Source organism: Fimbriimonadia bacterium (assembly GCA_039961735.1).
GTDB lineage: Bacteria > Armatimonadota > Fimbriimonadia > Fimbriimonadales > JABRVX01 > JABRVX01.
Genome location: JABRVX010000012.1, coordinates 108,654 through 127,339, shown reverse-complemented (window position 1 = coordinate 127,339; position 18,686 = coordinate 108,654). Strand labels below are relative to the sequence as shown.

Below are 18,686 nucleotides of genomic sequence, written 5' to 3'. Positions count from 1 at the left end.
CTCGGGCCGTGTCGAGGATCCATTGGCCGAAGCGCTTGCGGACTGCGGTCAGGTAGTCACCGATTGGCTCTCCGTCGCTCCTCCTGCTGAACGATGCAAGTCCGACCCAGTCGGGGCTCGTAAGGCTCCAGAGCAGGCGTCTTCGCGATTGCAGGCTGCCGGTACACTGACGACATGGTGACTCCCGAACAGGCCGATCGAGTTCTCAGCGACCTTCGCGCGTTGCCCTCACGAGGGGATAAGTTCGTCGCTCAGTGCATGGAGCGCTTGGCGGCACTGCCCGCGTACGACTGGGTCGGTGTCTACTGGCTGCGCGGCGACCGCCTCGAACTGGGACCTTACGTCGGAGCCCCCACCGAGCACACCATCATTCCGACTGGCCGAGGCGTCTGCGGTACGGCAGTCGCCGAGGGACGGAATCAGCTCGTGGCCGACGTGCGTGCGCTCGACAATTACCTTGCCTGCAGCCTCGAAACGCGGTCCGAAATCGTGGTCCTGATCCGGAACTCCGAGGGTGCCATTCTGGGTCAGATTGACGCGGACGGTCACGAAGTCGGTGCCTTCGACCACTCCGACGAAGAGATGCTCACCAAAGTCGCAGAGCTTATCGCGAGCCGCATCGAGACCTAGGCCCTCGGCTCAAAGAACCCATTCCCCGCAGTCCCACCCGCAACTTTCCACTGAGAATGTGGTATGAAAATCTGAACAGGTGTTCATATGTCCAGCTTAACTCAATCGCTTGAAGACGCTAACGCTCCGCCCAACGAGGGCCAAATCGTCCAGCTAGCCGACATCTTCGCCGCGCTGGGAGACCCGACCCGATTGCGCATCGTCTCCGCCATAGCCCAGGACGAGCTGTGCGTCTGTGAACTTTCCGAGGCACTTGGCATCACTCCGTCGAATTGCTCCCACCAGCTCCGGCTCCTCAGGGCACTGCGGCTCGTCCGCTCGCGCAGGGAGGGGAAGCATGTCTACTATACGGTGGACGACGAGCACGTCCGGCGGCTGGTGCAGCAAGGCTTGGCACACGTGACGGAGGCGCGTTAGTTGGCGACCGAGAACTTCGATCTCTCCCAATCGGTCCCTACTGCAGCGCAGTGCGACGCTTGCCTAGACCGGTTCCTCGAGCGGGCGCAAGGCGTTCGCGGCGTGCAGGCGATCCGACCAACACTGGACCGCCGCTCCGCCGACGTGGATACCGACGGAAGCAATGACACCTGGCGAGAGCAGCTCGACCGCGTGGGTGCCGGGGTGTCAGACGGCGTGGTGCACGAGACACTGCGTCTGACGGGCCTCGACTGTCCCTCCTGCGCCGAGAAGGTGCAGAAGGCGGTAGCCGACCTGCCAGGGGTCAATCACGCTTCCGTTAGCTACACATCGAAGAAGCTGTTCGTCGAGTATGACAGTGCGCGCATCGGCCCTCGCGGCGTCGCGGACGCCCTCCGGCGTGCCGGCTTCGCACCGGTGGCCCCCGGATCGAGGCTCATCGTGCCTCCATTCGTGCGCCTGCCCCTAACCGGCGCGCTGCTAATGCTGGGCACCGTCGGCGACTACTTACACTGGCCGCTGGCTTGGCTACTCCTGCTGCCGGTGGTCCTGGTCGAGGGCTGGCCCATCTTCCAGGGCGCGCTCGCCTCGCTGAAGCGGTGCACGGCAAACATGAACGTCCTGATGGCGGTGGCGGTGCTCGGTGCGATCGGCATCGGTCACTGGAGCGAGGCGGCAGCGGTGGTCTGGCTTGCCGCGCTGGGTGGACTGGTACAGGACTGGGCGGTGCGTCGCACCCGCTCGGCTGTTGATGCACTGCTCTCGCTCACCCCCAACCGCGCCAGGCGCTGCACCCCAGAGGGCCCGAAGGTGGTAGACACAGCCATCGTTCAGCCTGGAGACACCATCGAAGTCCACCCAGGAGAGTTGTTCCCGTTGGACGGCGTCATTCTTCAGGGCGAGACGGAGGCGGTGGAAGCTGCACTCACCGGCGAGAGCATTCCCGTGTCCAAAGGCCCGGAGGACCGCGTGTTCGCAGGAACCGTGAACGGCTCGGGCACCGTGTACGTTCGCGTCACCGGGGATGTGACGGACACCGCGCTTGCGCGAATGATTCGCACGATCGAAGAGTCGCAGGACCATAAGGCACCTATGCAAAGCATGGTGGATCGCTTTGCCGCGGTGTACACTCCTCTGGTCGTGTTGCTGGCAGTGCTCTTGGCAACCCTGCCCCCGCTCATCGGTGGCGGCGATTGGAACTTGTGGATCAGCCGCAGCCTTTGGCTCCTCATCGTATCCTGTCCATGTGCGTTGGTGATCTCCACTCCCGTTGCAGTCGTTGCGGCGGTGGGCGCGGCATCACGACTCGGAGCACTGGTCAAAGGCGGAGCCGTGCTCGACGTGCTATCCCGCGTACGAACGGCCGTCTTCGATAAGACCGGAACCCTCACGTATGCAGCACTCGAAGTGGTCGAAGTCCGACCGCTCGACGCGCATACGGAGAACGAAGTCCTCAGCCTAGCCGCGGCCATCGAAGCCCACTCTCGACACCCCGCGGCGACCGCCATCGTCCGAGAGGCCGAGTCGCGCGGTTTGACCACTCGTCGACCGTCGGACGTAAAGGTGGTTCCTGGTGCCGGCATGGAGGGCCGGGTGGGTGATGCCCGCGTGCGTGTTGGTCGCGGCTCATGGCTCGGGGTGGCCGACATCCAGGAGCCCGGCCAGATAGCCGTCTACGTCGCTCGAGACCACGAAGTAGAGGGTCTCATCCTGTTGCGCGACACCCTCCGCTTCGAGGCTGCTGGGGCGATCGCTCAGCTCCGCGCACTCGGCTTCCATCGTGTACTCCTGCTCAGCGGCGACAAGGAGGGGACGACGGCAGAAGCCGCCAGAGCGGTAGACATCACAGAGTACGAAGGCGGCCTCATGCCCGAAGACAAAGCGGCCCGCGTGCGCCAGCTGGCAGCCGACGAGCCGGTGCTTATGGTAGGGGACGGTATCAATGACCTGCCCGCCCTCGAAGAGGCCACCGTCTCCATCACCATGGGTCGGACGGGCGCGGAAGCCGCTATCGATCATGGGGACGTAGTGCTGAAGGAAGACCGAATCGAGGTCCTGCCGACGCTGATTCGGCTCGCACGACGCACCGCCTCGGTGATGCGACAGAACATTGCCTTCGCTGTACTCACGAAAGTGGGCCTGGTCACGCTGAGCGTGCCCTTCGTGCTACCTTTGTGGCTCGCTGTCATCGGCGACGTCGGCGTGTCCCTATTGGTCACGCTGAACGCCGCCAGGCTCACCTCACTCCGAGGGCTTCGCTAGCTTCTCCAGCAGCCCCGGCACCAGATCGTTCATCAGCACGTTCTCCACGTAATACCAGTACAGCGAGTTGTCTCCATACTTGGCGGGGTCGGGCTCCTTCCCCCCCTGCGCCTTCGTGATCACCTTCTTGGCCGATGCGATGGCGGACTTCACCTGCTCCTCGGTCAACACCTTCTTCAGTTCGTCGCCAAGCGAGCGCACTGTGTTGATCCTTAGGTTGGCCCTGTCTACCGCGTGCGCCATCACCATCTTCTGCCACTCGTCGAAGTAGGAGTCGGGCGGGATCTCGCCCTTCATGGCCTTCGCGTGCGCCTCCTCCACCTTCGGTTTCAGCTTCTTGACCGAAGCCGCCTCCTTGGCCTCCAGCGCCTTCAGTTCCTTGTCGAACTTCTCGCGTGAGGCTTTCAGCGCCGCTATGACCTTCGGATACTGCTCCTTGGTCAGCTTCAGTGGCGAGAGGTCCGTCAGCAGGTTCACTTCGTCATTGGCACGCATGATCGGCGCGATACCGTGGGGGTCCGTCGCATCCTGCCCGATCGCGGAAGCAGCCATAGTTACGAATAGGCTCGCAAGGAGCAGTCGGAGTGTCATTGCTCCCCTCCCTCCTGGCCCACCTCACCGGGGCCGCAGGTATACTCGGCGCACTCACTCCGGAGGGCGCCATGTCCGTTTCCAACACCGATTATGACGTGAAAGACCTCGGCCTGGCCAAGGCAGGGCAGGATCGCATCGAATGGGCCGCGCAAGAAATGCCCGTGCTTCACAGTATCCGCCAGCGCTTCGAGAAGGAGCGGCCGCTGCAGGGCGCGCGGATCGCAGCTTGTCTGCATATTACTACGGAGACGGCCAACCTGCTCGTTACCCTGAAGGCCGGGGGTGCGGAAGTGGCTTGCTGCGCTTCGAACCCGCTGTCTACGCAAGACGACGTGGCCGCCGCGTTGGTGGTGGAGCACGGCATCCCCGCCTTCTGCATCAAGGGCGAGGACCGGGACACCTACTACCGTCACATCCATAGCGTGCTAGACACCAAGCCCACCATCACGATGGATGACGGCGCGGACACCGTGGGAGTGCTGCACTCAGATAGGCAGGAGCTGCTCCAGGGCATCGTCGGCGGCACCGAAGAGACCACCACCGGCGTCATCCGACTGCGTGCGATGGCGAAGGAAGGGGTGTTAAGATATCCCATCATCGCCGTGAACGATGCGGAGACCAAGCATCAGTTCGATAACCGATACGGCACGGGGCAGAGTACGTTGGATGGCATCATGCGCGCTACCAACCTGCTACTCGCGGGGCGGGTAGTAGTAGTTGCCGGATATGGGTGGTGCGGTAAGGGTGTGGCGAATCGCGCACGCGGCCTGGGGGCGCACGTAGTAGTAACGGAGATCGATCCGGTGAAAGGGATCGAGGCCGTAATGGACGGCTTCCCCGTGATGAGCATGGACCGAGCCTCCGAGATCGGCGATGTATTCGTTACGGTTACCGGCAACTGCGACGTGCTGGACGAAGCGGACTTCGGGCGCATGAAGTCCGGTGCGGTGATGGCCAACTCCGGCCACTTCAACGACGAGATCGACATACCCACGCTGGAGCGGCTCGCTGTTAGCAAACGGCGCGTGCGCGAGTACGTGGACGAGTACGTAATGCCCGACGGCAGAAAGCTGTATCTGTTAGGTGAGGGACGACTGATTAACCTGGCAGCCGCGGAGGGTCACCCCGCTTCGGTCATGGACATGAGCTTTGCCAACCAGGCGCTGTGCGCGGAGTACCTGATGAAGAACGCCTCCTCCCTCCTGTGTCAGGTGTACTCGGTGCCGGAAGAGATTGACAAGGAGATCGCGCGCATCAAACTTCTGTCCCTCGGCCACACCCTGGACACCCTCACCCCCAAACAAGAACACTACCTCGCCAGCTGGAACATGGGGACGTAGGTCTTTCCCGTGTCCCTCCAATTGTTTGCCAGCCTCGCCTAGAGGGGCACAGACGGTCTCTGCTACTGGACGTCGCGAAGGTGCCCCTCTAGGCGAGGCTGGCCGCTTGGTTGGGGGGACCGGGCAGACACCTATCGGATACAATCTCACCGTTGCTGCCAATCACCTGCCCTCGGTTGGGGGGACCGGGCAGACACCTATCGGATACAATCAGCGCCTTCACGAGCGCTGGCCCGTCCTTGTTGGGGGGACCGGGCAGACACCTATCGGATACAATAGTCGAGCACGCGGAATGAAGAGCACTGCAGTTGGGGGGACCGGGCAGACACCTATCGGATACAATCCTGTGTCGAGCGACTCCGACGACATCCCTGTTGGGGGGACCGGGCAGACACCTATCGGATACAATGACGATCGCGAACTATGGCCGCAGCTCCAGGTTGGGGGGACCGGGCAGACACCTATCGGATACAATGAGGTTGATATCCACATTGACCTTAAGGCCGTTGGGGGGACCGGGCAGACACCTATCGGATACAATACGGTGATACGTAAGGTAGGCGGAGTGGACGTTGGGGGGACCGGGCAGACACCTATCGGATACAATACGACTCGAACTCGCTCGGTGGTTGTGGGAGTTGGGGGGACCGGGCAGACACCTATCGGATACAATATGTATCTGGATGAGACGGCGCGCGCAATCGTTGGCGGGACCGGGCAGACACCTATCGGATACAATTACCTCCGCTTCCGGGAGCGGCGGGTCGCAGTTGGGGGGACCGGGCAGACACCTATCGGATACAATCTGAGGCGTGGAGGACGGGATTGATTAGCAGTTGGGGGGACCGGGCAGACACCTATCGGATACAATTACATCGAACGGCTGGTTTCAGCTTTTTGTGTTGGGGGGACCGGGCAGACACCTATCGGATACAATCGCGATGATATTATCCACAGCGATGGCGCAGTTGGGGGGACCGGGCAGACACCTATCGGATACAATAGGGCGGCGACGCAGTACCAAAAGAAGCTAGTTGGGGGGACCGGGCAGACACCTATCGGATACAATCCGATATGTAATCGGAGCTGACCCTACCGAGTTGGGGGGACCGGGCAGACACCTATCGGATACAATACCTATGTCTCCATCCTCTATCCAGCGTGGGTTGGGGGGACCGGGCAGACACCTATCGGATACAATAGGTGTCGGTCGTCGCCAATCGCATCACCCGTTGGGGGGACCGGGCAGACACCTATCGGATACAATATCCGTTCGGGTTCGATCACCACATCGAATGTTGGGGGGACCGGGCAGACACCTATCGGATACAATAGCTTCCAGGAATAACCCGTCGAATTTCAGGTTGGGGGGACCGGGCAGACACCTATCGGATACAATACTGTCATGTTTCAGCATCTGCAACGCTAAGTTGGGGGGACCGGGCAGACACCTATCGGATACAATCTCCTCGGCGTTAGCCGAGGAGATTGAGTGTTGTTAAGAGGTCGAAATTTCGAATAGAGTGAGCTGTTCGGGCGGTTTCTCGGGCTTTTTTTTCATCGGTCCGTAGAACCGCAGCATCCGCTCGAACTGCTTGTCCGTAAACTTCAGCACCCGAACCTCGCCCTGGGGCGGCAAATGGGCGCGTAGCCGCCCGATGTGAACCTCGGCCCGCTCCTCGCTCGGGCAGTGCCGTCCGTACACGCTGTATTGCATGAAGATGTAGCCATCGCCGAGCAGGAACTTCCGGAACTTCGCGTATTCCTTCCGTTGCTGCTTCGTGAGTACGGGAAGATCGAACATCGTAAGAAGCCACACGCTTCGGTACCCTCCGAAGATCACTCCTCGTCTTCCTCCGTAGAATCGGCCCCGATGGAATCGGGGTCCAGTTCGGGCATCGGCACTTCCAGTTTGCGGATCTGTCCGAATAGATAATCGCGAAAGGCTGCAGCGTACATCCCAAGTCCCACCGTCAGGGGGTAACGCTTGCGACCGACCTTCAGTTGCCGCAGCGTGATGCCCAGCATGTGTCGCTTGAGCGCTGGGGTCAGCTCCGCGTCGTCGGCCATGTCCTCCCCGGCCTCCAGGGCCACCCAGTCCACGAGCGGTCGGATGGGCTCCATCACGTCGTCGGCGAGACAGAAGGGGTTGTTCCGATGCATGTGGTGGACGCCCAGCGCCGGATGCAGGCCGGTGCCGACGATTGCACGAGCGCAGGCCGCCCGAAGCACGGCGTAGCCGTAGTTCAGAAGCGCGTTGAAACCTCCTACCCCCCGCTCGCGAACGAACTCGTCGCCGCACAGCGCCTTGAAGTACATCCCGGCCGCAATGCCTTCCAGGTTCTCCGGGTCGCCACTGCGCACTTCGTTCGCCAAACGGGCGAGCTTGCCGGCTTTACCGCCCCGGCGTCGGACCACTTCGGCCTGGTTTCTGATCTTCGCTTGAACTAGCGCTTGCCAGGCGCGCTTCTTGCGAGGCAGTTTCACTTCGATCTGGCGGCGCAGGATCTGCGTGTGCAGGGCGTTGCCTTCGAACGGCAGCAGCAGCCCGATAGGCATGTGCTTTTCGTCGCACACTACCGTTGCGACGTTGGACTCGGCGAGCAGCCCGAGCGCGTGCTTGGAAATGCGGATGTGCGGGTCGTCCAGAATGAGGACGCCGAGATCCTCCAGCGGCACGGACTGCTCCTCGCCGTCCTGTGGCTCCACGACGAGGAGCTTCCACTTCGCCCGGATGCTGGCCGGGCAGCCGATATCCACCACTCTTGCCTGCACGGGCCGTCACCCGTCACCCGGCTCGTCGTACTGCCCGTGGGCGGGCAGGCCAGCCGGGCTACCGGGTTAATCGTTGGCCGGGAACACTCGGCCCAGTAGGTCGGTGTTGACCTTCGTGCAGCGCAGGACGTTGATCGCTTGCTGAAGGAGGCCCCACTTCTCGTCTGGCCCGGCGAGCGTCGCTTCCCTGAAGACCGCCCGCGCCGCTGTGGCCCCGAATTTCTGCACTCGATACAGCTTCTCGTCCTCGTCCATCCGCACTAAGTCTCCCTGGCTCAGGCTCATGACGAAGCGCCAGTCCGGGCCGTGGTCACGCTGAACAATCGGCCGCTTCGGGATACCCTTGCTCGGCTTCCCGTGCGCGCGCTCGGCGGCTTCCAGCATCGAGACGAACACGCCCTTTCGCTGCCCCACCTTCCACTTCTTCCCCTCCTCGTCCTGATGTGCCCTCAGGCATTCCAGGATCTCCACATGGTGGTAGCTGCCGAGGAATGCGTGGCCGTGTGGGAGCTGGACGGTGGCCTTCGGTTCGCGTGCGACGCATATGCGCGCCCGCCTGACACGCGTACGCTTGTAGGTGGGCGATTCTGCAAACGCCTTTTTCAGGTCGCCGCCCGCCGCTGTCACGCGCTCCTTCACCTGCTTCCGCAGCTCGGGGTCCCGAATGTCTTCGATTTGCCCAGCGCTGAGGTCTTCCAGCCGCTTGCGGATGTGATACATCGGCCGGTCGCCGTCCATATGCACGCCATAGATGCCTTCCTCGTGTAGGCCTCCGAATAGCTTCCTGGTCGGCGCGAAGGAGACCACCATTGTGTCCAGTGCCTTCTTCACGTCGTCACGCAGCGTCGGCCATGGAGGAGGGAACTTCAGTCGCTCGTCGTCCACCGTCTGGCGAAGCGTGAGGCTGCCACCCTTGGCGGTGATGTCCGAGAGGCGCTTCAGCAGGCTGCGCGTGGTGCAGGCGATGACTACGGCGTCTATGGCGTGGTGGCGATGATCGGTGCGCTTCTCCGCCTTTGCTTTCTCGCTGTCGGGAGGTGGCGCGGGCAGCATGCCGTTGAGCCCCCACACGTGGCGCAGTGCGGCGGTCGCGCCTCCGCGCGACACGTCCACTTCCGGGATCACTTGCTTCAAGTAGTCCTTCGTTGCGCGGCAGATGTAGCGCGTGTCATTGAGCTGGCGAGACACGAACTGTTCGGTGTCAATCTCGATTTGTTCGAACTTTTTCTGCTTCGGCTTGGGCAGGCACTGAATGCGCAGCTTCACCTCGCCGTACCTCTGCTCGTCGCTCGAGAACAACTCGTACGGCGTCTTGTTTCTCTTGACATGCCGGTTGAACTGCGTGTCGCAGAGGGTCTTGTTCATGTACGAGTCGTCCAGGCAGCGGCTGTAGGGGATGATGTGTTCTACCTCGAAGTCGCCTGTGAGTAGCGACCTCTCGGTGATGGACTTGCCGGTGTAGGGACAGGTGTAGTTGCACTCCTTGAGCAAACGCAGCCAGAGAATCTGGTCGCTGCTAGGTTCTTCGATACCCAGCTCCTTGGCTTTCTCCACCGCCCAATCGCGTTGCTCTCGGTTCTCTCGGTTCTCTCGCAAGATGCGTTCCCGTTGCTCGCGGTTCAGCTTCATGTCGCGTGCCATTTCGATGGTGGCCGCGTCTGGCCGACCATACTCTCGGATGATGGCGTTGACGAGCTTGCGCACCTGGTGCAGAGCGTGGTCCACGACGGGGTTGCGCGTAAGCTCGGGTTTCGGAAGCCGACTGAGCAGGTGTTGGCTGATCTGGTCGGCGCGTAGGTAGCCCGCGGCCTGGCAAGCGTCGTGATAGTTCTGCCCGTTTATGAGCCCGTAGCCTGGGATGCGGTCGCCGCCACCCTTCGGCTTCGGTCCATAAAGGATGCGGTCCATCGCGCGGGCGCTCAGGCTCATCACGCCGCCAGGGAGTTGGAGGATGGCCAAGCGATACGCTGTCTTCGGGTCGAAGCGCCAGTTCGGGTGATCGAGCAGGTGCTTGACGAGGTCGGCCTTGTCCGTAATGGTGAGGAGCGATTCGACCAGCTTGTCCTTCCGCTCTCTCGGCCAGGCATCCCATTCGTCACCGATAATGCGCCGGAGTCGGACGTCCGTGATGTTGCCGGCGAATTTCTTCTTTCCGCCGTCCACCTCGAAGTTGATGCGTGCTTCCGCGGAGAGTCCGAGGACCTTGCGGAACTGCTTCCAGGTTATCTCCTCCTTGCCGTGCAGGGCCGCGTAGATTTTGTTGCGCTCTTCCAGCGTCAGAAAGCGCCAGCCCGCCAGGTTGTCCGTTAGCACTTCGATGTGTGCGAGGTCTTGCCAGATGCGAAACTCCTGCGACAGGAGCAGCGCGCGGTCCGCCCTTCGATGGTGCCGCTCGAACTGACAACGACCGATCGTGCCCTTTGGTTTTAGCTTCAGTTTTTCTGTCCCGTCGGGAAGCTTGACGCGCTTCAGCACGTACGGTCGGCGTAGGGGGCGCTGGAAGAAGATGGCGTGAAACAGCTTGGCTCTCAAACCGTCGGTCAGTAGGTCAGGATAGTGCGGTTGCTGCGCCGCCCAGATAGCTTCGAATTCCTCCTCGTACATCGCCCTATCCGTCTTGCGCTCCCGCGCCCGGAGACGGTCATGTGGTTCGCGCTCATGGTTTATACGATATAGGTACTCGCCCAGTGTGCGACAGCCGTTCTTCTCGATCTCCTGGCGGAGTTCAGCGATGGCTTTGAGGGTCTCGCTCTGTTCCTTTTTCTCCTCCTTACTCAGTTCTTCTTGGCCTTCCATCTCGTCGGTCTCTGGCTTCTCGATGAACTCGCGAACACGCGGATCGAGGTGGTGGAGATCTGCGAACAGTGCTTTGCGGTTGCTCTTGAACCCGCGGCGGTGGGCGAGGTGGAACAGAGCACGCCCGATTTGGTGCAGCGAGAGCTTCTCGTCCAAGGCGCGAGCACGCACCTCGTACGGGTCCAAGTGGTCAACTACACGATTGCGTTCCTCTTCGTCGAGCGGCAGCAGCCCTGCTTCGACTAGCGCGTCCCTTGCAGTGCGTATACGTGCCGCCCGGCGTTCCAGATTTCGCCGCATCCCGCGCTTCTGCCTTCGCTCCCTATTCTTTGGGACAAACGATTCGCGCTTCTGCGGGTCAGTTACTTCCGAGAAGATCCGCACACCGCAGTCGACGAGTTTTCGCGCGTTACCGTCTTCCTCTTCAAGCAACGCCCAGCCGATAGATGAGGTACCGAGATCGAGTCCAAGCCGTTTCATGGTAGCTAGATTGCATCTTCTATGGGAGTGTGGTATACTCCTCGTGTATCCGAAAGGTGTCTGCCCGAACCATCCCTTCAATAAGGTTCGCCGCAGGCAACTCCCCCCATCGCGGGGTGACTATCTAGGGTCCGGTCGCAAGACCGGGCCCTACTTACGTTACGATTAGCGTGATGCCAACGCGATGGCTAGCCTCCATCCAGTTCCCCTGCAACATACTCTACAGCCGAGTGCGGCACGTGGCCGAGGATGCTTGGATTTGGTCGAGAGGGTGGGATGTGTGCCAAGCAAGCATCGCAGGGTTGTGACCTTTGTACCAAGTATCCCGTCTTACGTCAAGAATCGGTTAGATGTGGCGATTCGGGGCGCTCTGCCGTTGCTCATCCGTCATCCCTGTTGTAGAATAGGGGAGCAGTTTTGCCATAGGGAAGGGAGAAAGGTGTTATCGGCTCGAGGCGCTAGGCCCCCAGCGGCTCGGACCTGGTATCTGCTCATCGGTGTAGGCTGCTTGTTCCTATCGGCCCTACCCGTCGCGGCCGACTATGTTGCGCGCCTGTGGTTCCGCAACGAGACCAAGGGTCTCGAAGGGCCGGGTGCCCTCCCAGCAGAGCCAGGCGACCAAGTGTCCATCCGCTTTGCGTACTGGACGGACGACCCTGATATCGAGCGATGGACGATTCTGCAGGCCACGCTCTCGCTGGACGGTATCGGCATTATTAGCGACGCCGAGGCGAACACCTTTGCCAATCAGGCGAACGCCGGGTTCTCGCCGAGCGGGCACTTTCCGCTAAAGGTATTTTGGCAACCCGACTACGGGCCCATGCACGATAACGGCATAGACCCCGGCGACACCACCAAACCCTTCGTGGCCGAGCGAGGTCTCTACTTCGTGGTCGGCGCGAACGGGAGCGCATCGTCGTCCTGGAGCTTCAACCGTACGCTCTTCACCTTCACCGTCCAGCCGGAAGGCATAGGTCAAGATCTGCACTGGCTTTTCGACGGCAGAGAGACGCCCGCCGGCCTCTCCACCCGGATGATGGACTACCAACCAATCACGGTGGACGTGACGGACAATTACCTGGTGGTCCTTCCGGCGTTCTCTCGCGTTGGTGGGTCGGTCACGTTATCAAATTGGCTGCAGCCTGCAGAAGGGGTAGATGTCGAATACTGGTTGCTCGACGATCAACAAGTCGTATCTTCTGGATGGACCACACTGGGGCCGAATGGCAGCTACGAACTGAGCTTCCCGCTGTCCGGTGAGTATCGTCTGCGCCTGAAAGCCTCGCACTGGCTGAGCGCTCTCTCTCAACCACTGCAGCTTGCACCTTTGTCACCCGCGCAGGCCGACTTCGTTCTCTCCAATGGTGACTCGGACGGGGACAACACGATCACTATCAGCGACATCAACGCTGTTCTGGTGAAGTTCGCGCTGACGGGACAGGTGAGGGAAGACCTAGACGGCTCGGGAATCGTGGATCTGCCGGATCTCAGCATCGCCCTTCTCGGCCTCGGTCAGATCGGCGACTAGGCAGCCTGCACCTGGTCCGTACTCTCGGGATGCTTTGTGGCCCTGCGAGGACGGGTTAGCCACCCGAGGAACAGCGGCGGCACTGCCATGAACAGACACGCCCATCCGTAGCCTAGCCACGGTCGGTCGATGAACGCCGGCGTGTCCATCTCCTCGACCCCCTTGGCCCCCACGAACAGTCCAACCACCGAACGGGCGAAGCCCTCCATGGGCCCGAGCCGACTCCATCGGAAGTACTGCGGCTTGTCGAGGCGGTATGGGTAGTGCTCGTGCTTCTGGAACACCTGCGCGAAGATCTCAGGGTTGTCACGGACCTCCTCGATGGTGGCGATCCGTCCCTCCTCGTTCACCCAGTAGTGATCGAAAGCAGGGTCCAACAGGCGGTAACCGCCATCATGCCAGACGGATACCATCTTGTGTTCTCCGCCCGCGGCTGCATCGTCCAACAACACCATACGCACAGGCATCCCGCGAATCCGCGCGATCGCACCGATCAGTTCGCTCATGCTCCCGCACTCACCGAAGCGTTCCGTGCCAGGAAACGCATAACCTTCGCGCAGGACCGTCACGGGAGAGAGTTTGAGCGGCAGCCGTTCCTCCAGCTTGGCCACCCAGTGAGCTTTCGCTGGATCTACAGGGTGCTTGCACTCTACCGCGACGTAGTGCAGCAGTTCTTTCAGCGACTCCTCCGTGTCCATCCCCGGGCGAAAGAACTGCTGGGAGAAGCGGTACAGCTCACGGTTGTCGAAGTACACCTTGGTCCAGCAGACTGCGGTACCGAGCAGCAGCACGAGGCCGATGGCAAGCATCGTGCGCGAGAACCCGCGGCTTCGAAACACTTTGCGCATCGCTTCCTCCTTGCGTAATGGGCCCTCGCAACATCGAGGGCTGCAAAGTAACGATTACAGGAGAACCGAGAACATAGGACACACAGAGCGGTCGGATTGCTCCCTAGAAGCGCATTCCGAGGCTGGCTTTCGCTTCATACTCCCTACGATCCCTCATGAGCGAGCCATGGTCGTAGTAGTCTTTCATCCGTCCCTCCAGCGAAATATGGAACGAGCCACGCGCACTGTGAAAGCCGAGGCCGTAGGACCGATACCCTGTAAGCGAGTCGGCAAATAGCCCCTCTTCTGCGTAGAGCAGCCGGAACGATGTCGAGCGATTGAAGAAGACACCGCTTTGCAGTTCGAGCTTCCGGCGTTCGGTAGAGCCGCTGAGCGGTGCGCTCTCCGCGTACGTACCGCCAAGCACCAGTGAGCCTAAGGTCAAGTCGGCCCCAGCGGCCCGTCGGCGCACCTCCTCCGGCATACCCATCTTGTCTTCTGGTCGGTCCGCGTACTCGGCCCGAAGCGCCAGTGGCCGAACGGGCTGCGAAGTGACCCGCATGACGAGTGTGTCGATAGGCTCTCCGCCGTCGGGGGACTCGCGTCGCCTGCCCATGCCACTGAACTCGACCGGAAGCAACGGCGACCACTTCAGCTCCACGCCCGCAGCTTCGTCGAATGGGGTGCCGCTTCCGGCGAAGTAGGTGCCCGCCAGCCCGATTCGAGACACGGGTTGCCACCAGAGCTTCGTGTCCGCAGCGGTTACTTCCCCCTCGGTAATCGCCGAGGCCTCTAGCCGTACCGAGCGGCTGACACGAGCCTGGCCGGAGACCGACGTTTCGCCCGTCCCGCCACGGTCCGGAGCCGTGTGCGAAGCAGCGAGGGAAGCGACTGGGTCGGTAGCTTCGAACCGTACTCTCGTCTTGCCGCCCGTGCCCATCTCGCCGAGCCAGTCCACCCCGAACGTAATCGGCTGGTAGGGCGTGTAGGTTAGCCCGAGCCGGTCTTGTGTTCGAGTGCGTCCGCCATCGCTGGTCACTCCGCGCGAGGCCGCGAACGAGAGCTCCGGATCGAGCATGACGTCGAATCCTGCGCCGTAGGCTGACCGCTGAATCCCCGTGGTCGTCTCTTCTTCCCGGAATGTCGCGTAGGCGGATCCGCGGTCGCCTCTGGCCCGCCAATCGGCGGATAGCACGTCCGTCCCGGCCTTGGCTCCCATCGCCTTGGCTCCGGCGAACTGGTCGCCCGCTGAGAGGTAGGAAGCCTTGAGCGAGCCCCCGAGCAGCCCACCAGCCACATCCATCTGCACGAAACTCGATCCTGGAGCAGAGAGGTCACGCTCGGAGAAATAGTAGCCGGAGGTCCATTGCCACCCGCCTCTCGTGCGATACGAGCCCCGCAGTCCCAGAAAGCCCGTGAGGTCGTCTCTCATCTGCGCAACGAGTCCCAGTCTCGCAGTGCTGGTGGCTAAGAAGTCGGTTTCGAGGGGCACGAGCGTGCGGCCGGATTGGCGCGAAGACCGACCCTTGGCGATCTCGTACTCGATCAGAGCGGACTCGCCGGGGGCCAACGGGGGTTCGAAGCGAATGTAACCGAGGTCCGGATTGACGAAGTAATCGCGGCCCGCGACCAGTAGGAGCCCTCCCCGTCGCACGCGTTCGCTTCCTGCCACGATGCCTTGCCACTGCAGCTTCGGCATGGCAATGCCCGCCTCTCCTACGAGCAACTCCGACACCCGCTCGGTTTGTGCAAGAGTGGCGACCGAAAGCGTCAGAACCAGTGTTGTCGCTAGAGTGGCGCGCATCACTCCGCCACCGGTCACAGCTAGCCTCCGTCCGTGAGAATACCCAGACCCGCCCGCAAATTCTGGCGGAAGAGCCCCGTTTCCTTACCGACTTAGACGTCTCGCCACCGTAATCGTGCCGAACCCACGGCCAAAGACCCGTCAAACCGGCGAGTCCGTTCTAGACGCAAGAGGCGGAATGAACCATCCGACAATTCCTGCGGAAGGTGGTTCGGGGGATGGGAAACCGGGAACTTAGGATTGTGAAGCTACTCCAGCCAGAGATCTGCCTGGAGTGCCGGTTCGCACATATGGCGAACGTCGAGACCCCGGACGGCCGGGAGCAACGGATGCTCTACTGCCGTCGACTCGATTGCGACAACTGGGATTACTCTAGCGCAGAGCCCGCGACCAAGGTGGACTGGGTCGAGGAGATCAAGTAGCGCTTCTTGAAATCCGAATCGGCCCACCGGACGCCTGCACACGCACCTCACGTGGCGTCACTTCCACGCGCTGCAGCTGAACGGGGAAGGGCAGTGCCGACACGTCGAGCAGCGGGTTCACGCTCTCCAACACTCGCTCGACGAGCGCGTCCGGCGCGCCCATGCCGGCCACTCGCACGGAGCTTGGGTGAAACGCGATCTGCGTCCCTTGCACGACTTCCAGGCTGCCGACCGCCTCGACCCCCAGCGGCAGCAGCCCCTGCATCCTCGCCGAGACTTTGACCGTTCCGTCCTGCAACACTACCTGCAGGTCCTGCACGGCATCAGGCGAGTTCTCTACCACGAAACTCACGATGGACTCGGCTGACATGCGCGCCGAGATCGTGGCTCGGCCAGGCAGCACGAAGGTTAGGCGGTCGGCCTCATAACTCACGTCGCCGGTCTCGACTACGACTTCGTCCAGGGTGAGGCCGTTGTCCAGGACTACTCCGGTCAGCCTGACTTCGCATTGTCCAGCGGATAGCTTCATCTAGGGCAGTTTCGCCACAGATTGCGCCGTTCCTGGACAATGGGCCAAACCCTTGATAGAATGTCGGCAGGCGGCCTTCCCCGAAGGCCGCAAATCGAGACGAAAGGATGGACATCAAGACCATGAGAGCCTTAGCCCTGATCGCTCTGGGCTCGGCCTTCACAGTCGCACCGGCCCAGGAGTGGGACGTCGCCCAGCGCATACCTGAAGGCGTGCAGCCACGGGTCGTCTATGCCGAGGTAGGGGCAGACGGGATCGGTCGCGTTGTGTCGGCGCCCGGTGTCAACATGCAGGCTGCTCCCCAGCTACCCCTTTACAGCGTGATGAAGAGCAGTGGCTACTTCAGCACCGCGGGACCCAGCCGACAGGACGGCATCGGTTTTCCCGCACCGGCCTATGTCACCGAGATGGCAATTTGGTACTTCGACAACAGTGGTGCAGGCCCATCCGATACTGTGGACGTTGACTTCACCTTCTTCGATGGTACGGCCCCCGGCGGCATCGGCTCCAACGATGATCGTGCCGAGATCATCGAGGGTGGCTGCCGCGGGGTTGCCGGCTTGGCCATCGGGTTCGTTACTGTAACCGGGCTCCCGCAGGACAGCACCTACTCGTGGATCGTCCAGATCACCCTCGGAGCCAGCTCGTTCATCGCCCCCGGGCACGTATGGGTCGAGCACCGGTACTACAACCAGACCTTCGGTGCAGGCGGAACGACAGGACCGATCCTTGCGGCTGGCGACGTGGTCGGCGTGCCGCTCGGCGTGCACTCGGTCTTCCAGTTCTCCAACTATCCGTACCAGAGCTCGGGCTCCGACAGCCAGAACCGCTGGTACAACCCAGGGACGGGAGGGTGCGCTTGGTTCAACCCATATCCGTTGGCAAACGTGGCATATGAGTTTCGCGGCCGCTATGCGCTTGTGTGTGAGCTGGGCGGTGAGTATGGCTCGATCGGCCCAGTACTGACTGGAGCCATGAACAAACTGTGGGTGGCTGTAGCGGATCCGAACGACCCCAACAAGCCTATCTACTATGATGTGGTTACCGTCTACGGTGAGGACGGCACAGGACAGGTGAACCGGTGGTTCATGCTGCCGTTCATGAGCAGCGGCCCCTATGAGGTCACAGTCATGCCGTTCAACGGCTTCCTCGGCAAGAAGCTTACGGTGACCCCCGATCCCGTCTCCTTCAGCGCCGCCGTCACCTTCCCGCTGGTTCGCGGTGACGCAAACGGCGACAATGCTGTCAACATCTCCGACCTGAACAGCATCTTGATCAACTTCGGCAAAACGGGCGACACCCCGTAAGCCGCAGTTCGACGCTGATTGGGTCTCGCTGTTCGCGCCCCGGCATTGCCGGGGCGCGAACTCACTTCTGGATAGGTCAGGGAGGCGTGTCCTGTCGCGCCGAATACTTTAGCACTACTGGCATCACGTGCCGGGGAGTGAATTGGAGGTCATAGGGATGAGATTGTGGACAACGTTGCTGTTATCAACTGCCTGCGCGGCGGTTCAGGCGCAGGAAGGCACCATCCGTGAGCTGCTCTCGGGTTCGAAGTACCCCAAGTTCATCACGGCGGAACAGGGAGAAGCCGACTACATGCCGGTGCAGATCGAGGCAGGCAGCGGAATGTCGGCTCTGATGGCGATGTTCGTTGGAGTTGCAGGGGGTATGGGTGGGCCGGCATTCCCGCCCGCTTACACGAAAGGAGACACGGTCCGCATCGGAGAGAAGACATATCTCGTGGCGTACGTTCTGCCACCGGACCTGATGCGCGGCATGATGGGTGCGATGGACGTGGCGATTCCCGGTGAGCCGGGCATCGAGGTGGGTCCGGGCGAACCGGGCGACGAGCCCGACGAGCCGCCGATGATGGGGCCTCAGGACCGTCCTCCCTTCGGCCCGTCCGACCCGCCAAAGCCGTCGCGCTACGTCTTGACCTTCTACAACCTAGACCTGCTGGGCAGCATCAGCCCCTGGTTCCCTCCGGAGCCACCGCCGTTCGAGCGATAGGCAGCGCAGTTTGGGAGTGCGCGAGCCTGCTCGCTTTGAATGCATCGCAGTCGGTCGCTGTCAAAGGCACAAGCAGGTTCGCGCAGTCCGGAAACCAGCGGAGCATTGCCGAACGCGAGGGAAGTTTTCATTCTTTTGAAAACATCTGGGTTCTCGTTCGCTTACACAAGATGTCGTTGGGATGCTGTCCTCACGGGCTTCCCGCCATTCGATTCGAGTTGTCATACACCCCCGTTCCTTACCCGCCGAGTTTGGGCATGGGGGATGCG

Annotated in this window: 15 protein-coding genes and 1 CRISPR repeat array; of the genes, 8 read left to right on the top strand and 7 right to left on the bottom strand. The window is 61.7% G+C overall.

The genetic code is table 11. The annotated features are described in order from the left end of the window. The first annotated feature begins 174 nt into the window (after positions 1 to 174). The 3 genes from HRF45_05590 (at position 175) to cadA (ending at position 3,309) form a co-directional block, all read left to right on the top strand. Positions 175 to 630: a GAF domain-containing protein gene (locus HRF45_05590; GenBank protein ID MEP0766000.1), complete on the top strand. Its 456-nt coding sequence runs from the start codon at positions 175 to 177 to the stop codon at positions 628 to 630. A gap of 87 nt (positions 631 to 717) precedes the next feature. Then, positions 718 to 1,047: a helix-turn-helix transcriptional regulator gene (locus HRF45_05585; protein MEP0765999.1), complete on the top strand. Its 330-nt coding sequence runs from the start codon at positions 718 to 720 to the stop codon at positions 1,045 to 1,047. Next, complete coding sequence (gene cadA / locus HRF45_05580) at positions 1,048 to 3,309, top strand: cadmium-translocating P-type ATPase (protein ID MEP0765998.1); 2,262 nt, start codon at positions 1,048 to 1,050, stop codon at positions 3,307 to 3,309. On the opposite strand, the gene HRF45_05575 is transcribed toward cadA, so the two are convergent. Further along, entirely contained in the window at positions 3,289 to 3,900 is a 612-nt protein-coding gene (locus HRF45_05575) for a hypothetical protein (GenBank protein ID MEP0765997.1), read from the bottom strand. The two genes, cadA and HRF45_05575, sit on opposite strands and share 21 nt — an antisense overlap. A 71-nt stretch (positions 3,901 to 3,971) precedes the next feature. Here HRF45_05575 and HRF45_05570 point away from each other — a divergent pair, with 71 nt between their 5' ends. After that, on the top strand, positions 3,972 to 5,243 hold the full coding sequence (locus HRF45_05570; GenBank protein MEP0765996.1) for an adenosylhomocysteinase: 1,272 nt from the start codon (positions 3,972 to 3,974) through the stop codon (positions 5,241 to 5,243). A gap of 109 nt (positions 5,244 to 5,352) precedes the next feature. After that, positions 5,353 to 6,708: a CRISPR direct-repeat array (repeat unit 36 nt; unit sequence GTTGGGGGGACCGGGCAGACACCTATCGGATACAAT). 33 nt (positions 6,709 to 6,741) lie between these two features. Here the strand turns inward: HRF45_05570 and cas2 are convergent. The 3 genes from cas2 to cas9 form a co-directional block, all read right to left on the bottom strand. After that, positions 6,742 to 7,047 (bottom strand): CRISPR-associated endonuclease Cas2, encoded by a 306-nt coding sequence (gene cas2, locus HRF45_05565; protein MEP0765995.1) that lies wholly within the window; start codon positions 7,045 to 7,047, stop codon positions 6,742 to 6,744. A 35-nt stretch (positions 7,048 to 7,082) separates the two neighbouring features. Beyond that, complete coding sequence (gene cas1, locus HRF45_05560) at positions 7,083 to 8,018, bottom strand: type II CRISPR-associated endonuclease Cas1 (GenBank protein MEP0765994.1); 936 nt, start codon at positions 8,016 to 8,018, stop codon at positions 7,083 to 7,085. A 66-nt stretch (positions 8,019 to 8,084) separates the two neighbouring features. Then, a complete protein-coding gene (gene cas9, locus HRF45_05555; GenBank protein ID MEP0765993.1) occupies positions 8,085 to 11,294 on the bottom strand; it encodes a type II CRISPR RNA-guided endonuclease Cas9 in 3,210 nt (1,069 codons plus the stop codon). Positions 11,295 to 11,733: 439 nt separating this feature from the next. Here cas9 and HRF45_05550 point away from each other — a divergent pair, with 439 nt between their 5' ends. After that, complete coding sequence (locus tag HRF45_05550) at positions 11,734 to 12,822, top strand: hypothetical protein (GenBank protein MEP0765992.1); 1,089 nt, start codon at positions 11,734 to 11,736, stop codon at positions 12,820 to 12,822. Here HRF45_05550 and HRF45_05545 read toward each other — a convergent pair. Together HRF45_05545 and HRF45_05540 are read right to left on the bottom strand one after the other, a co-directional pair. Further along, the gene (locus tag HRF45_05545) at positions 12,819 to 13,670 is read right to left on the bottom strand and encodes a hypothetical protein (protein MEP0765991.1); all 852 of its coding nucleotides are present in this window, start codon (positions 13,668 to 13,670) and stop codon (positions 12,819 to 12,821) included. The genes HRF45_05550 and HRF45_05545 overlap by 4 nt on opposite strands. Before the next feature lie 103 nt (positions 13,671 to 13,773). Continuing rightward, complete coding sequence (locus tag HRF45_05540; protein ID MEP0765990.1) at positions 13,774 to 15,471, bottom strand: hypothetical protein; 1,698 nt, start codon at positions 15,469 to 15,471, stop codon at positions 13,774 to 13,776. A gap of 200 nt (positions 15,472 to 15,671) precedes the next feature. On the opposite strand from HRF45_05540, the gene HRF45_05535 reads away from it, so the two are divergent. Continuing rightward, entirely contained in the window at positions 15,672 to 15,875 is a 204-nt protein-coding gene (locus HRF45_05535; protein MEP0765989.1) for a hypothetical protein, read from the top strand. Here the strand turns inward: HRF45_05535 and HRF45_05530 are convergent. Next, positions 15,868 to 16,404: a DUF2993 domain-containing protein gene (locus HRF45_05530; protein ID MEP0765988.1), complete on the bottom strand. Its 537-nt coding sequence runs from the start codon at positions 16,402 to 16,404 to the stop codon at positions 15,868 to 15,870. The genes HRF45_05535 and HRF45_05530 overlap by 8 nt on opposite strands. Before the next feature lie 122 nt (positions 16,405 to 16,526). On the opposite strand from HRF45_05530, the gene HRF45_05525 reads away from it, so the two are divergent. Both HRF45_05525 and HRF45_05520 read left to right on the top strand, forming a co-directional pair. After that, positions 16,527 to 17,711 carry a hypothetical protein gene (locus tag HRF45_05525; GenBank protein ID MEP0765987.1) on the top strand — a complete coding sequence of 395 codons (1,185 nt, stop codon included), beginning with the start codon at positions 16,527 to 16,529 and terminating at the stop codon, positions 17,709 to 17,711. A gap of 157 nt (positions 17,712 to 17,868) precedes the next feature. Next, positions 17,869 to 18,417, top strand: a complete 549-nt coding sequence (locus HRF45_05520; GenBank protein MEP0765986.1) for a hypothetical protein — start codon at positions 17,869 to 17,871, stop codon at positions 18,415 to 18,417. The last annotated feature ends 269 nt before the right edge of the window (positions 18,418 to 18,686 follow it).

What these genes read in the sequence shown, in the direction of transcription:
- HRF45_05590 (MEP0766000.1), top strand. Translation starts at nt 175, where the DNA reads ATGGTGACTCCCGAACAGGCCGATCGAGTTCTCAGCGACCTTCGCGCG.
- HRF45_05585 (MEP0765999.1), top strand. Translation starts at nt 718, where the DNA reads ATGTCCAGCTTAACTCAATCGCTTGAAGACGCTAACGCTCCGCCCAAC.
- HRF45_05575 (MEP0765997.1), bottom strand. Translation starts at nt 3,900, where the DNA reads ATGACACTCCGACTGCTCCTTGCGAGCCTATTCGTAACTATGGCTGCT.
- HRF45_05570 (MEP0765996.1), top strand. Translation starts at nt 3,972, where the DNA reads ATGTCCGTTTCCAACACCGATTATGACGTGAAAGACCTCGGCCTGGCC.
- cas2 (MEP0765995.1), bottom strand. Translation starts at nt 7,047, where the DNA reads ATGTTCGATCTTCCCGTACTCACGAAGCAGCAACGGAAGGAATACGCG.
- cas9 (MEP0765993.1), bottom strand. Translation starts at nt 11,294, where the DNA reads ATGAAACGGCTTGGACTCGATCTCGGTACCTCATCTATCGGCTGGGCG.
- HRF45_05545 (MEP0765991.1), bottom strand. Translation starts at nt 13,670, where the DNA reads ATGCGCAAAGTGTTTCGAAGCCGCGGGTTCTCGCGCACGATGCTTGCC.
- HRF45_05535 (MEP0765989.1), top strand. Translation starts at nt 15,672, where the DNA reads ATGGGAAACCGGGAACTTAGGATTGTGAAGCTACTCCAGCCAGAGATC.
- HRF45_05530 (MEP0765988.1), bottom strand. Translation starts at nt 16,404, where the DNA reads ATGAAGCTATCCGCTGGACAATGCGAAGTCAGGCTGACCGGAGTAGTC.
- HRF45_05525 (MEP0765987.1), top strand. Translation starts at nt 16,527, where the DNA reads ATGAGAGCCTTAGCCCTGATCGCTCTGGGCTCGGCCTTCACAGTCGCA.
- HRF45_05520 (MEP0765986.1), top strand. Translation starts at nt 17,869, where the DNA reads ATGAGATTGTGGACAACGTTGCTGTTATCAACTGCCTGCGCGGCGGTT.